Annotated in this window: 13 protein-coding genes and 2 pseudogenes; 5 read left to right on the forward strand and 10 right to left on the reverse strand. The window is 33.9% G+C overall.

Annotated features, from left to right (window positions below; genetic code table 11):
* Positions 1–252: 252 nt before the first annotated feature.
* Positions 253–729, reverse strand: a complete 477-nt coding sequence (locus ACJQQZ_RS08580; protein WP_050969492.1) for an arginine repressor — start codon at positions 727–729, stop codon at positions 253–255.
* 436 nt (positions 730–1,165) lie between these two features.
* On the opposite strand from ACJQQZ_RS08580, the gene arcA reads away from it, so the two are divergent.
* The 3 genes and pseudogenes from arcA to ACJQQZ_RS08595 form a co-directional block, all read left to right on the forward strand.
* Positions 1,166–2,401, forward strand: coding sequence for an arginine deiminase (gene arcA / locus ACJQQZ_RS08585; protein WP_015364606.1), 1,236 nt, complete (start codon positions 1,166–1,168; stop codon positions 2,399–2,401).
* Between the two features lie 54 nt (positions 2,402–2,455).
* On the forward strand, positions 2,456–3,463 hold the full coding sequence (argF, locus tag ACJQQZ_RS08590; RefSeq protein ID WP_145506269.1) for an ornithine carbamoyltransferase: 1,008 nt from the start codon (positions 2,456–2,458) through the stop codon (positions 3,461–3,463).
* A gap of 110 nt (positions 3,464–3,573) precedes the next feature.
* A pseudogene (locus ACJQQZ_RS08595) lies at positions 3,574–4,206 on the forward strand (amino acid permease); the annotation flags it as partial.
* Here ACJQQZ_RS08595 and ACJQQZ_RS08600 read toward each other — a convergent pair.
* From ACJQQZ_RS08600 to ACJQQZ_RS08625, 6 genes and pseudogenes are all read right to left on the reverse strand, one after another.
* Positions 4,196–4,585: pseudogene (locus tag ACJQQZ_RS08600) on the reverse strand (acetamidase/formamidase family protein); the annotation flags it as partial. The pseudogenes ACJQQZ_RS08595 and ACJQQZ_RS08600 sit on opposite strands and share 11 nt — an antisense overlap.
* Positions 4,586–4,924: 339 nt before the next feature.
* The gene (locus tag ACJQQZ_RS08605; RefSeq protein WP_145506266.1) at positions 4,925–6,280 is read right to left on the reverse strand and encodes an MFS transporter; all 1,356 of its coding nucleotides are present in this window, start codon (positions 6,278–6,280) and stop codon (positions 4,925–4,927) included.
* Positions 6,281–6,441: 161 nt separating this feature from the next.
* Positions 6,442–7,803: a branched-chain amino acid transport system II carrier protein gene (brnQ, locus tag ACJQQZ_RS08610; protein ID WP_002450219.1), complete on the reverse strand. Its 1,362-nt coding sequence runs from the start codon at positions 7,801–7,803 to the stop codon at positions 6,442–6,444.
* 224 nt (positions 7,804–8,027) lie between these two features.
* Positions 8,028–8,585: a sugar O-acetyltransferase gene (locus ACJQQZ_RS08615; RefSeq protein WP_075777739.1), complete on the reverse strand. Its 558-nt coding sequence runs from the start codon at positions 8,583–8,585 to the stop codon at positions 8,028–8,030.
* 54 nt (positions 8,586–8,639) lie between these two features.
* Positions 8,640–9,245 carry an FMN-binding negative transcriptional regulator gene (locus tag ACJQQZ_RS08620; protein ID WP_145506263.1) on the reverse strand — a complete coding sequence of 202 codons (606 nt, stop codon included), beginning with the start codon at positions 9,243–9,245 and terminating at the stop codon, positions 8,640–8,642.
* A 123-nt stretch (positions 9,246–9,368) separates the two neighbouring features.
* Complete coding sequence (locus ACJQQZ_RS08625) at positions 9,369–9,590, reverse strand: hypothetical protein (RefSeq protein ID WP_002450216.1); 222 nt, start codon at positions 9,588–9,590, stop codon at positions 9,369–9,371.
* 305 nt (positions 9,591–9,895) lie between these two features.
* Between ACJQQZ_RS08625 and ACJQQZ_RS08630 the strand changes: the two genes are divergently transcribed.
* Positions 9,896–10,933: a PTS sugar transporter subunit IIC gene (locus ACJQQZ_RS08630; RefSeq protein WP_075777737.1), complete on the forward strand. Its 1,038-nt coding sequence runs from the start codon at positions 9,896–9,898 to the stop codon at positions 10,931–10,933.
* Between the two features lie 125 nt (positions 10,934–11,058).
* On the opposite strand, the gene ACJQQZ_RS08635 is transcribed toward ACJQQZ_RS08630, so the two are convergent.
* Positions 11,059–11,991: a hypothetical protein gene (locus ACJQQZ_RS08635; protein ID WP_145506260.1), complete on the reverse strand. Its 933-nt coding sequence runs from the start codon at positions 11,989–11,991 to the stop codon at positions 11,059–11,061.
* Between the two features lie 284 nt (positions 11,992–12,275).
* On the opposite strand from ACJQQZ_RS08635, the gene isaB reads away from it, so the two are divergent.
* Positions 12,276–12,785 (forward strand): immunodominant staphylococcal antigen IsaB family protein, encoded by a 510-nt coding sequence (isaB, locus tag ACJQQZ_RS08640; RefSeq protein WP_049425553.1) that lies wholly within the window; start codon positions 12,276–12,278, stop codon positions 12,783–12,785.
* 341 nt (positions 12,786–13,126) lie between these two features.
* Here the strand turns inward: isaB and ACJQQZ_RS08645 are convergent, their stop codons facing one another.
* Together ACJQQZ_RS08645 and ACJQQZ_RS08650 are read right to left on the reverse strand one after the other, a co-directional pair.
* A complete protein-coding gene (locus tag ACJQQZ_RS08645) occupies positions 13,127–13,861 on the reverse strand; it encodes a class I SAM-dependent methyltransferase (RefSeq protein WP_145506257.1) in 735 nt (244 codons plus the stop codon).
* A 487-nt stretch (positions 13,862–14,348) separates the two neighbouring features.
* On the reverse strand, positions 14,349–15,587 hold the full coding sequence (locus ACJQQZ_RS08650; RefSeq protein WP_145506254.1) for an ArgE/DapE family deacylase: 1,239 nt from the start codon (positions 15,585–15,587) through the stop codon (positions 14,349–14,351).
* Between the last annotated feature and the right edge of the window lie 10 nt (positions 15,588–15,597).

A 15,597-nucleotide genomic window follows, 5' to 3' on the forward strand; every position in this document is an offset into this window, starting at 1 on the left:
AGCGAGTAAGAAACCATTGTGTCATTCAACTTGGTTTCATCACTCGCCCATGAAGGTGGCTATCTTATCATCTCATTAGTATTGTTATTTATTGACTATCCTACGTGCCACTCACTATATGACATATATCAATTGAATCGCGTTTTATTTGTCGAATTGAAACCTTACGCATTATAACATCAAGCACGCTTCAATGGCAAAATTCATTTTGATACTTGTCATCGACTTTTAATATACATCACGTCACATGAATCATGACTTTAGTTCTTCTTGATACGTCTGTCCAAATAATTGATAATGTACAAATTCAGTAACATCGGCTGAACTGACTAATATTAATATCGTATCATTACCGCCAACTGTTCCTAATACCTCATTTAAATTAAGCTGATCGATATAAAAGTTCACACTTTGCGCAAATCCTGGCGATGTTTTAACAATAAGGTAGTGATCTTTAATTGTGACCTTTTCGATCTCATCATTGTAAAAGGCTATGAGTTTCGTTTTCGCTTCGCTTTGAGCATTATCATTAAACTTTCGGTAACATCGATCATTATTGGCGGTAGGCATTTTATATATTTTAAGTTCATTTAAATCTCTACTAATCGTTGCCACACTATATTTGATACCAAAATGTTTATCAAGATAGTCCACAATTTCGGCTTTTGAACGTATGTCATTATCTTTCACAATTGTCGATATTAAATCCAATCGTTTACTTTTTCTCATATTTATTTACTCATTTATCTGTATATTTCACAAAATACAGACAAACTTCATCACAAATACCATATCAAATTTCCTTCATACAATATGTGAAGTATTTCTCATTTATAACAATTTTTATAAAAAGTTTTATATTGATGTATAAAAATCTTCTTAAAATATAGATAGATTTAACATTTATAGTTAATTAATCATGCATGACTATCCATACATTCAATCGAATAAAAAATCATATTATATTAATTATTTATTATCGTATTAACTTAATATACATGTAATTATAGGTTTTATGCGTTTATATTGCATAATCTTTCATCAAATTGCATTGAATAAATATTTTATATGAGATATTCGACATTATTATTGTGAAAAGATTCTCAATCTCTATGTTGAAAGCGCTTTATACTCTAGATGTATTAAATCAAAGGAGGAAATAACAATGGAAAAAGGACCTATCCACGTAAACAGTGAAATCGGCAAATTAAAAACGGTATTACTTAAACGACCAGGTAAAGAATTAGAAAATTTAGTACCTGATCATCTAAGTGGATTGCTATTTGACGATATTCCTTATTTGAAAGTTGCTCAAGAAGAGCATGACCATTTCGCGCAAGTACTTAGAGATGAAGGTGTCGAAGTTGTTTATTTAGAACACCTAGCTGCAGAAGCCATTGCAGATGCCTCAGTTCGCGAACAATTTATCGATGACATTTTAAAAGAATCTCAAAAGACTGTCCTCGGTCATGAAAAAGAAATTAAAGAGCTATTCGCGACATTAAATGATCAAGAACTGGTAGAAAAAATTATGGCTGGTGTACGTAAAGAAGAAATTCAATTAGAAACGAATCACCTCGTAGAATATATGGATGACCGCTATCCATTCTATCTCGATCCAATGCCAAACCTTTACTTCACTAGAGATCCTCAAGCATCTGTAGGTAGAGGAATGACTATCAACCGTATGTATTGGCGTGCCCGTCGTCGTGAATCAATCTTCATGACATATATTTTGAAATATCACCCAAGATTCAAAAACGACGATGTACCAGTTTGGTTAGATCGAAATTCACCATTCAATATTGAGGGTGGCGATGAATTAATTCTATCTAAAGATGTACTTGCCGTTGGTATTTCTGAACGTACCTCTGCACAAGCTATCGAACGCTTAGCAAGACAAATTTTATTCGATGATCAATCTACATTTACTAAAGTACTTGCCATCGAAATTCCAAACAGCCGTACATTTATGCATTTAGATACAGTATTTACAATGATTGACTACGACAAATTTACAATGCATGCTGCGATTTTCAAAGAAGAAGATAACATGAACATCTTCACCATTGAAAAAGATGAACAAGGTCAAGACATTAAAATTACGCACTCAAACAAATTAAAAGAAACATTAGAAGATGCGCTTAACATCGACAATATCGAATTTATCCCAACAGGTAATGGTGACGTTATCGATGGTGCCCGTGAACAATGGAATGACGGTTCTAACACATTGACTATCCGTCCAGGGGTTGTCGTAACTTACGACCGAAACTATGTATCTAACCAATTATTACGTGATAAAGGCATTAAAGTTATTGAAATTACAGGTAGTGAATTAGTCCGTGGTCGTGGGGGCCCAAGATGTATGAGCCAACCATTATATAGAGAAGATATTTAATTCAGTACACACATGTACTTTACTAATACATTTTAAAGAAATGAGGAATGAATCATGTCAGAAATTCAACAACCACTTAACTTAAAAGGTAGACATTTATTAAAAGAAGATGACTTTACGAAAAAAGAATTTAGCGATTTAATCGATTTCGCTATTACTTTAAAAGATTATAAACAAAAAGGGATTCCACATCGTTATTTAGATCATAAAAATATCGCCCTATTATTTGAAAAGAATTCTACACGTACACGTGCAGCCTTTACTGTAGCCTCTATTGATTTAGGTGCACATCCTGAATTCTTAGGAAAAAATGATATCCAATTAGGTAAAAAAGAATCTGTTGAAGACACAGCTAAAGTATTAGGAAGAATGTTTGATGGTATCGAATTCCGCGGCTTCTCACAAGAGATGGTTGAAGACTTAGCTAAATATTCAGGTGTACCTGTATGGAATGGTTTAACGGACGCATGGCATCCAACACAAATGTTAGCTGACTACATGACAGTTAAAGAAAACTTTGGTGATTTAGATGGCATCAAACTTACTTATGTGGGTGACGGACGTAACAATGTGGCTAACTCACTACTTGTGGCTGGACCAATGCTTGGTGTAGACGTAACAATTTGTTCTCCTAAAGCACTCTTCCCATCTCAAGACTATGTTGATATTGCAGAAAGACGTGCCAAACAAGACGGTGGTTCAATCACAATTACAGATAATATTGACGAAGGTGTTAAAGATGCCGATGTTATCTACACTGACGTGTGGGTATCTATGGGTGAAGAAAGTGAATTTGAATCACGTATTAAATTATTAAAAGACTATCAAGTTAATAGAGCTATGTTCGATAAAACTGGTAAAGATAGCACGATTTTCTTACATTGTTTACCAGCCTTCCATGATACGAATACAACATATGGTCAACAAATCAAAGATGACTATGGTTTATCTGAAATGGAAGTCACTGACGAGATATTTAGAAGCAAACATTCTAAAGTATTCGATCAAGCAGAAAACCGTATGCATACGATTAAAGCTGTGATGGCAGCTACGCTAGGATAGTTTGCAATTAAAAAGAAGACGCAGGTTTGGTTACGATACCCTCATATCACTGAACTCCTATATATGAATCACAACTGAACCTGCTTATTTATTCAAAGGAGACATGACATATGAGTGAATCAGATGGAAATAAATTAAGTAAAACCTCCTTGATTGGCCTCGTCATTGGTTCAATGATTGGTGGCGGTGCATTTAACATTATTTCTGATATGGGTAATCAAGCTGGTGGTTTAGCCATCATTATTGGTTGGATTATCACAGCAATTGGTATGATTTCCCTAGCCTTTGTCTTTCAGAATTTAACGAATGAAAGACAAGACTTAGACGGTGGTATCTATAGTTATGCACAAGCCGGGTTCGGTGATTTTATTGGATTTTCAAGTGCTTGGGGTTATTGGTTTGCAGCCTTTCTAGGCAACGTGGCCTATGCCACATTATTAATGTCAGCAGTCGGTAACTTCTTCCCGATCTTCAAAGGCGGAAATACCTTACCAAGTATTATCGTTGCTTCTATCCTTTTATGGGGCGTGCATTATCTCATCTTAAAAGGTGTAGAAACAGCTGCATTTATTAATAGTATCGTTACTGTTGCTAAACTCATCCCTATCTTACTTGTCATCGTATGTATGATTGCTGCGTTTAACTTTGAGACCTTTAAAGCTGGTTTATACGGTATGACAAGTGGCGATACTGGCATATTCAGTTGGGGTGATACATTAGGCCAAGTGAAAAGTACAATGCTTGCTGTGCATTTGGATAATGGTCAACTAAGAAACTGCCGCCATTTGTTTTATCGAAAATACCATTGAACCCCCATTGATGTTCATCAAAAACACCGATATCCAAGATATCTACTACAAGTAAATCACCTGGTTGTACGTTGTTTACATGCACTGGACCACTTAAAACATGTACACGATTTAAGTTCACGTGTTTGATATCACTTGGATCATCATTATTGGCTACTTGTCCATCTGTCCAATCTAAGCATTCCATTCTAAAGGATTCTCCTGGATCTACTGAAAATGCTGCTGGAATATCAGGATGCCATCGATTGTGTCCTGGATGTGCTTGTTGATCCATCTTCTTGTTTAAATCAATACTAAATAACTTTTTAGGCATATGCCCTTCCCCCTTACATATGAAAGTTAATTATGACTGATTATCAAGTTATCTAAATATTAACACAATTAAAGTTACAAAATATATTAAAATGTGTATATTTTTATTAATTGGAATTATTACGATAAACAAATGATATAAAAGGACATGTTTGAACATTCAAGAGGAAGTAGGGGAGGGGAAGTTATATAGAAATACTCAATAAATAAGACTTCCGTTTGTCTACCTTCAGACATACGGAAGTCTTACCCTTAGTTCTATAACCTTTGTCATTTCAACCTTTATAGTGGATTGATACAATTATACTCTCATTGATTCACTTTCTAGCCTATACTTAAATTATTCATCTTCAACATTTTTACCAACAGGTTCCCATTTCAATACAAATGTAATGACAAGACCGATTAGTGGTACGAGACCAATCCATAACATCGTTTGGTTTAATCCGACTGCTGCTAATATAATCGGAAATACAAACGTTCCTATAATACTACCCGTTCGACTCACTGACTCCACAATACCTGTCGCTTGTGAACGTAAATGTGTTGGGAATGATAATGCACCAATCGTCTTACCTTGCGTTCCTGGTCCACCTGAATGTCCGAATAAAAACAATGCAATTAAACATGTATTAATCACCATTGGTAAGTTATTGTAAAATAGGCCTGTTACAATCATAACAAATAAGACAATACCGAAACCTATCATTGTAAGTTTTCTTGTACCTAGACGATATGTATACTGTGCACCTAAGTACGCACCGATGATACCAGCAACATTGACAATTGCTGTACCAAATAAGACCCCTAACTTATCCTCACTTATCATATATTTAGCAATAATTGGAATATATAATCCCACTGCATAGTACTGCATACCTTGTAATGTTGATATCGCTGTTGCTAGTGTTAATCTCTTTAAATATGGTTTTTTAAGTAGTACTTTATATGATTGTTGTTGTGCGTTTGATTGATGTTCTCCTTGTCTTTCATCTAATTTCAACTGCACATCGTAATGTTTCTGAATATAGTGTGTCGCCTTTTCAAGTGAAAAGTGATCAATAATCCAAGTCGGACTTTCTTGTAAATACTTTAATCGCATGATATATAGCACTAAAGCAATACAAGCACCAAATCCAACTGCCATACGCCATAATGTTTCTCCTGCTCCCATTAAGAAAAATGCAATGACCACTAACGACGATGTCACAATCGCTATGTACCATACGACTTGCCAGTAGTTAACGTTACGACCTCGTTGGACTTTGTTACTAATTTCTGCAATAAATGTAAACGCTACTGGACTGTCCATACCTATCGCAATGCCCATCAGAAATCTAAATATCAATAAGATCATAATATTAGGCGAAAATGCTGCACCTAAAGACGTAATCATTAATATTAACAATGATATTGAAAGGATACGCTTTCTACCAAATCGATGCGCGAGCGTCCCTCCAAAAATCGCACCAATTAATGCACCTACAGGTAATGATGTCATCACGAATGATAGCATGGTTGGAGATAAATTGAATTCTTTCGTGATTTGGTCTGTCATCGTTCCTAAAATGGTAATATCATATGCATCTAAAAATATCGTTCCTAATATCATCAATAACAACATATTGGATGTATGTTGTTTGTCCGCGTCATCAATGATTCGATATAAATCTTGCTTTGACTTCACAATTTCCATATTAACCATCCCTTATTTTATTTTAGATTAAGCGTAATTAATGATTATTAACTTATTGTTAAGCGCAAATAAATATTTATTTAAGTCATACGCTGTCGCTCTGTTATTGTTTTAAAAAAATAGCGTCTATCTCAAATGTAAGATAGACGCTATATAGTCAATTATTCTGTTGTCGTTGACTTATTCGAGCGGATTTTATAAACAATCAATCCAATGATAAATCCGATTAATGCCGGTAGAATCCAACCCATACCAATATCAAAGAATGGTAGGTATTTTTCACCTAATGAAATGATAAATTTAGCGAATGATGTTTTCAAAAATGGCTCTGGACTAGCCTTAACACCATCGATAAATGACGCGATCATTGTGAAGAAAATCGTAAATCGATATACAATTTTCGAATGATTGAATAATGGACTTACTAAAGTTAATAAAATAATTGTAATAGCCAATGGATAAATGAACATCAATACTGGCGTTGAATACATAATGATTTTAGTTAAACCAACATTAGCAAAAATACATGCTAAGATACTTACCACTGTCGCAAACATTAAGTAACTACGTTTCGGGAATAACTCTGTAAATGTTTCAGAGAAAGCAGTGATTAAACCAATCGCTGTTTTTAAACATGCGACAATTACGATTAGAGATAATACGATAATTCCGTAATCTCCAAGATAGTGTCTCGCGATTTGAGCTAATGCAATACCACCATTTTCACTCACTTTAAATTTACCGATACTCATTGTACCCATAAACGCAAGTAAACTATAGATAATACCCATTAATACAATACTGATAGTTCCTGATTTAAATGTTTCTTTGGCGATGCTGTTAGGATTTGTGATACCTAACTTTTTAATCGTAGATACAATAATAATACCAAAGGCTAATGATGCTAATGCATCTAACGTGTTATAACCATCAATGAATCCTTTAAGTAATGGACTCTTATCGTAATCTGCACTCACAGGCGCATTCGTTAACCCACCTAATGGATGGATGAACGCTAAGACTACAACAATACCTAATAAAACTAAAAAGACTGGATTTAAAAATTTACCTATGTAATCTAAAATTTTAGACGGCTTTCTCGCAAAGAACCAAGCTAATAAGAAGAAGATAATACTAAAGATCGGTAAGTAAATCTTCGCAACATCAGGTGAAATGAATGGTGAAAATGCAATTTCAAAAGATGTTGTTGCTAACCTAGGTAACGCAAAGAATGGTCCAATGACTAGATACAAACCAATCGTAAATATGTATGCATATGTTTTACTAACTCTTGATGTAATTTCAAAAATACCGTTTGTTTTAGACATACCGATAGCGATAATACCTAAAAACGGTAATCCGATAGCAGTAATTAAAAAGCCTAAATTGGCAATAAATACGTTTGATCCTGCTGTTTGTCCAAGATGAATTGGGAAAATAATATTCCCAGCACCAAAGAATAAACCAAATAGCATTGATCCGATAAAAATGTTCTCTTTTAAAGTCAATTTGTTTTTCATCATGTCTGTTTATTCTCCTAGTTATTTTTTATTTATTATACATTATATTTTGTAAAGGAAAAATGTAAATAACAAGAAAATTTTAAAAAATTAGACAATAATACATCATTATTACTTTATAAAATGTAAAATAACACATTGAGTGATATTTTTAAAAAAAGTACTATACACCATTTGTATAGTACTTCATTCTCATATATTTGTTTTATCAATCAGTTATCAAACTGCTATTCTTCTAATTCTTTAATGACTTTTGCCGGTACACCTGCCGCAAGGGTATTATCTGGGATATCCTTTGTGACTACTGCACCTGAGGCAATCACTACATTATTTCCAATAGTCACTCCTGGAGTAATCGTGACTTTGCCACCTATCCAAACATCGTCGCCTATATTTACAGGACTTGCTTGAGCTAAATACTCTCGTCTTCCTTTTGCGCTTAATGGATGGTTAACAGTATAAATATCGACATTAGGACCTATCATCACATGGTTCCCAATATTCACTGGCGCTATATCTAGAATGGTAAGGTTATAGTTTGTTAAGACGTCATGTCCGACATGTATATTTTTCCCGTTATCACAATTGAATGTCGCTTGGAATGAAATGTTTTCACCAGCAGAGCCTAATATTTGGCGGATTTTACTTTCTTGTTGTGCCGGTTCTGTAGCAGGAATGGCATTAAATTCTTGGCATAATTGTGCTGCTCTAGCTTTACGTGCCGCCACTTCCTCATCATCAAAATGATACGGCATACCTTTATCTAATTTGTCTATTTCTCTCATTGCTACCTAATCCTCCCAAGTTTATGTTATTCATGAATTCTATAAAATAATGTCTTAATATTTCTCTATTTCATTAGCAATTTTACTTTCCTTTTGATTGCCCGACGTCTTTAATTGCTTAACAATATTTACTTTTTCCTGCTTACTTCTATTTTGACTAAGTTTATATGCCGCTTCTATGTCATTCACTTTAACTTGAAATCCGACAATCCCATTGATTTGTTTCTTAGTATCTTCTGATAAATGATTCCAAGTTGCACCATCATCTTTGTGACCTTCATAGTGATTCAATAATTGTTTCAAATCAGATACTAGTTCATCTTGATTCAATAATCGTCCTTCACCATATACATGCATACTTTGATAATCCCATGTCGGTACATCTTCTGTCTCGTACCATGTAGAGGAAATATAGGCGTCTGGTCCTTGGAAGATCACTAATACATGTGCGTTATGTTCTATCATTTGTACCAATTCATTATGTTTCGCTAAATGTCCTGTGATTACTAATTGATCATCTTGTTCTGAAATCATCACGGGAATATGTGACGCGATAGGCTTAATACCGTCACTCATTACGATCGTCGCAAAATTGTTGTGCTGCATAAATCGTTTTATTTCTTCATAATCATTGATTTGTGAATGCTTACCAATATACATGATGTAACACACCCTTTTAATGAATTCATCTTATTCATCATCGACTCTTTTTTATATTCAAAAAGCTGTAGATCAATCATCCACAGCTCCTCGTTTTAATACCTCAATTGTCGTATTACAACATTATAAATATTGATCTGCATGTTCTAATCTATAATGTTCTGTCACTTCTTTTTCATGTTCGAATTCTTTTTCAGTTAATTTCTTAATATTTTCGACCGCATACCCTAATTTCTTTGCGAATGCTTCCACTTCATCTTTATCTTTTGCAAGCACAAACATTGTTAACACATTATCATCTACAATATCTTTATGATGTTGATAATCTAGTTTAAAAAATTTCATGACTATCTCCCCCTCTTTACGTGTTTATTATATACCCCAAATCATCATTTTATTCATGTAAATTGCCATCTTTTTTGTCTATATTGTTAAAAATATTATTTTGAATATTGAAGTATATTGTTTCATTTACATTCCCTCGACGTTGCTATAAAAGGAGGTTAGAGTCATTTCATTTGAATTTTCAAAAAAATTAAATATTGATTAATAATGGTTTGTGGACGATTTAATTTTTTGAACATTATGTTACAATTGTCAAATGATTTTTTATAGAACAATTCTTATTTCTACTAAAGGGGTTTAATGACATGAATATTATATTAGGCGTCGGAACACTCGTTATTGTGTTGGTCATTATGACATTGTTCCTTAAATTCGCACCATACGGTAAGGAAGGCTTACAAGCTTTATCTGGTGCTGCTTGTGCCACATTCCTACCCCAAGCATTCTTAAGTTATGCAATCGGTGGTATCTTACATATTAAATTCTTACAAGACATCGGGGACCTTGCGGGTAGTCTAGGTGGTATTGCGGTAGGTATACTCGCATGTATCAATTTAGGTGTATCACCTGTCTTCGCTATTATCGTCGGTCTTGTATTAAAGGATTTCAGTTTATTACCAGCATTTATCGCTTCATATATAGTTGCATTTATTATTAAATTGATTCAGAAGAAAGTGCCTGAAGGTTTAGATTTAATCGCAGTGATACTCATTGCACCGGCATTAGTATATGGACTTGCATCACTGATTAATCCAGGAGTTACAGCCGTATTAAATCAAATTGCAGGTGCCGTGAACTCAGTTGGCGACAGTAGTCCATATGCTCTAGCGATCATCTTAGGCTTAATTATTCCAGTTACAAGTATGACGCCATTAAGTTCAATGGTGCTCGCAAGTATCTTAGGCCTTACAGGACTCCCAATGGCCATTGGTGCTATTACTTGTACAGGTGCGTCATTTGTAAACTTCACATTATTCAACATTTTGAAAATTGGCGAAAAACCAAATCGATTTGCAGTCTTTATCGAGCCTTTAACACAAATTGATTTAATCGTTAGATATGCACCCGTTTTATACGGTACGAATGCTCTTATCGGTATGGTCAATGCTTGTATTATTGCATTTAGTGGACTTAAAATAGGTGTCACTGGTATGGCAACACCTATTGCAGGCGCGATTGTCTTATTTGGCTTTAACAATCCAGTTTCATCAGCGATTACAATTATTGCCGTAGCTATCACAAGTCTAGTACTCGCCTTTATTATTGGTACACTTATTAAAAAATTCGATTTAATGCACTTACACATACCAATGCCTTGGCAAAAAAATACGAAACACTCATAATACAAAAACAACTCCCAACCATGCGATTGTTATCGCGGCTGGGAGTTATTTTTATATCTTATTAACAATCAATATTTACACAAAGTTTTACAAATTTAGCGAACTTTTCTAATTTAATTCAAGTCCTAATATCCTGAACCGATTTTGTCACCATTTTCATCAAATTTAGTCACATAACCATCATCTGTATCAACAGTATATGAGCCGGCTAAATTACCGTCTTTATCATCATATGAGAATCCCCATTTACCATCACTTGTTTTTTCAGGTTCTTTAAATGTATACGTATCTGTATCTAACTTTTCACCTTCGTAAGATTCTACTTTATCAATGACATTATCACGTGTCACTTCTTCAGAATCTGAACTACTATCAGATGAACTATTGTCGTCTGAACTTGAATCATCACTTTCGTCGTCAGAGAATGTTGGCATTTTATCGTAAAGATTAATCTTATTAGCTACTTGCTTAAACTCATTAGAATCTTTGTATTTATCATAAACTTCTTTAGTATTGTGTTCTTCACCAAATTTCAACGCATCTTTATATGAAGGGATTGGGCTTTGAGTCCCACCTAAATAAATTTTATCATCACTTACACCGATTACAGTTGCAAATTGAGCGATTGAGGGTGACACAGCATAAAATTTCATACCATTAGGTGCACCTGAAATTTGTTGTGTTTCCCTACTTACTGCAAAATGTTTTAATTCTTGTGTCTTTTTCTCATCTGACATTTGCGTCGTGTATCTACCTGTTAAAATATCATTTTTGGTTAATGTATATTTTCCAGATTCATTTGCTAAAAAGATTAACGCTATTCTTTCCTTTTCAGATAGATTCGAAATATCATTCGTAGATGATTGTTTAGACTTGCTTGAGTGACTTGAACTTTCTTTACTTGATGATGACTTAGAATCGTTCCCTTTTTTACTGTCTTCACTCTTTTGTGTATCTTCTACTTTCGATGCTCCTTTTGAATCACTAGATGAATCGCCATTGTTACAAGCTGACAAAAGTAATAATGCTGTTCCACTTAAAAATAAAAATTTCTTCAATGATAAATCCCCTTTGTTTAATGTTTTTTCAAAAATTCCCAAATATATATTATTACTACTTCTTTATACGAGGCAATTATACTATATTTTTATAAAAATATGGCCAACAAACAGAAATTATTTATATTTATACCGTATATACAAAAATGTATTTTTAAAATTAATAGTTATATTGCTAAAATCGACAATCATTTTATACTTTAAATTTGAATCTTTTATAATTTTGTTGTACTTTAAAGTTGGTAGCGTTTTCACTACCGAAAATTATATAGGAGTGATGCTTTATGAAGAAATTAACTAAAACTTTTGTTGCGGGAAGTATTGTATTAGGCACAGCACTAGGAGTAAGCGTTTCTACAGATAATGTATCATCTCACCAAGCACACGCGGCGTCATCACAGTATTGGTATAAATATAACGGTTACACTGCTTCAGGAGGTAACTTTGTATTGAGCCAATCATTCTATAATGGTTTAAAAGCGGATAATTTAGAGTTCAACGGTGTTAAAGTTAGCGGTAAATATCAAGCACCAACGAATTCTAAAGTCATTTATGATCAAACATTCCAACAGTATAAAAATCACAAAGCAAACAATGTAGATATTAAAGTAAAACCAAACTCAATTAGCTTAAAACAAGTGAAACAAAAATATGGTAATAACTATGATTATCAAAATCCATTAACAGGACCTGCTAAAAAGAAAGGCGATGGCATTTATAGTTATCAAGTAGGCAAAGGTCATATTGCGTTTGCAATTGAAAACGGATATGTCACTAAAGCCAACGTATCATAAACATCTTATAGCTAGTTAATATTATACCTTCCATATATAAAAGAGAAGCTAGGACATAAATATATACTTCAAGTTACATTTATGTTTAGGCAGTAGTTGACTGTAAAGTCATTCTTTTTCTTATAGAAATTAGAATGACTTACACATGCGTATTGACTCATGTGTTCAAATTAAGCTTTAGAGGTATACATGAACTAAAGTTCATGCATAAAACCGTCTAAGTAATAAATTACAAAGACGGTCTAATGTACCAAGCTTTTTCATTTCTAGTCAACCTTGCCGGGGTGGGACAACGAAATAAATTTTAAGAAAATTTTATTTCTGTCCCTCTCCCTTCTTTATCACTTCATTTTCCCTATAATTCCGTATGCCATATCTCTTATGAAGGCACTATGATTATGTTGTGCCTCTGCTTTTAATTCTTCTTTGAACGTTTCTATTGAGAAGGTCTCGTCCACAATATGATGTGCCTTCATTCTTGGTAGCATAATACCAACAAGCCATTCTAAATCATTGTCGTCGGATGTGTGAATGACCGCTTCCGCAAAGTAATCAATGTCTTTCATACCTATATCATTCAACAAATTATATAGTTTTTGACCGATATGAATATCGCCACCTTCTTGCGCTACAGTTTGCCATATCCACTGTATCGCTGTTTGATGTAGTGGCAGTTCATCTGCACCCGTACCGCCATTGATAGCATCACTTTCCTGAAAGCAGAATATTCCTTCAGGTTTTAAGAAGTCCTTTAATATACGTAACGCCCATGCCACGTCTGGTAAATACATGAGCACCCTTCTCCCAATAATGACATCAAATTGGCCTAATGCTTCTGGTAATTGATAAATATCATAGTGCTGGTAAGACACGTGATCATATTGATTATTTTCAACTGCTTTTTCCAATAGTGTTTGATTCATATCAATACCAATGACTTCACCTTGCAATCCAACGCGTTCAGCTACTAATTGAGTGACTTCCCCAGTCGCACATCCAATATCTAATATACGCATGCCTGGTTTAATATCTGCTCTATCTAGCAACTTGATGATAACCTCATTACGTTCATTCATACATCTCTCTCCTTTTTTGAAAAACTTTCGATTTTCCTATAGCCAAATTGCCTTCACTTTATATAATTTAATAATTAAATTGATTTGAAATTTGAGTACTAACCATATATAATATGATATTAATATAACAACATGATTAGAAAGGATAAACATCATGACCAACATCCGCTTACTATATGTCACTTCAATTATTTTAACAGTATTGAACTTATTTATCGTTTATACGACCTTTTTCACTAATTTATTTAACAATTCTACATTCTCGTTTTGGTATTGGCCAGGCGCTAGTCTTATTTTCATGACTTTAATCATCCATTTAGCCTTACTTTCAAAATGTAAACACAAATTAACTGTCATTTTATTAGGTGTTTTAAATATCCTCTTACTCATTCTATTTTCTACGCCACTCTTATTATCATAGTATAAAAGGAGTAGCTCTGATCATACGTGTATCACGCAATCAATAGCTACTCCTATATATGTTTATTTAAGCTTCATTTAAATAAGATGTTAATAATTCAATATAATAATCAACGAATTGATGATATGTTTCTTTATTCACATGTTCATTGACTTGATGTGGTACTGTACCTGGGCCAAACATTAAGAATGAGAAATGTTCATCTTTATCACGTAGTAAATTAGATGCGTCAGTCACACCAACTGTTGGTGTTGCAACGACATCTCTCTTGAAAATATTGGCTGCCACTTGTTGACCTAGCGCGATTAAACGATTTTCCCCTGTTGTAAGTACAGGATCTAAGTCTAAGTACATATCTTCTTCCAGTTGACCGCCTTCATTATTAATCTGTTCAATATGCTTTTTAAATAAAGCTTTTACTTGATCATTATTAAACTCTGGAACGGTACGAATGTTATAGTCTGTTGTTGCCATATCAGGTACAGAATTGACTTGGTTGCCACCTTGAATAATTGTATGGTTAATTACCAATCCATTAATGACGCGCTCGATTTCTTCTTCCTCAACTTTGTCACCCACACGTCCTTTTATTCTCTCAATCACATGTTTGAAATCAAATTGTTCACACTGTAATTCTTTTCTAATGTCTTCGTATTCCTCATCAATATTTCGTACAAAATCTAGTAATGGTTTAATCGCATTTTGTCCAACCACAGGCATAGAACTGTGTGCTGCTTGTCCGCGAGATACAATTTGATAATCCATAGAACCTTTATGCGCATAGACAATACCTGATTCGGATGGTTCAGCAATGACTAATGCATCCACATCATCCATATAGCCTTCTTTATATAACTGTTCTGAACCTAATTGTTGCATTTCTTCTCCAGCTGTCGCCATTAACTTGATAGTACCTTGTTTTAACGCGCCACTTTGATCAATTTCAATCATCGCAATGACTAGTGCAGCTAGGCCTGCTTTCATATCTGATGTACCACGGCCATATAAATAGCCATCTTGTTCTGTTAATTCAAATGGTGGGAATTGCCAATTATTAGAATCGCCTTCTGATACCACGTCCATATGTCCTGAAATCGCCACGACTGGATGACCTTCACCAATGGAAGCAATTAGGTTAGCACGATTGTTATGACCTTTAATTTCATCGATATCTGCTTTGATACCATGCTTTTCTAATAAATCTTTTAAATATTTTGCTACTTCTATTTCATTATCATTCACTGTTTTGATTTCTACGATATCTTTTAAAATTTGTAAATGGTCCTCTTTTGTAAATACACTCATGTCAAATACT

Origin of the sequence: Staphylococcus sp. KUGN1, assembly GCF_045984185.1 — a bacterium.
Lineage (GTDB): Bacteria > Bacillota > Bacilli > Staphylococcales > Staphylococcaceae > Staphylococcus > Staphylococcus warneri_A.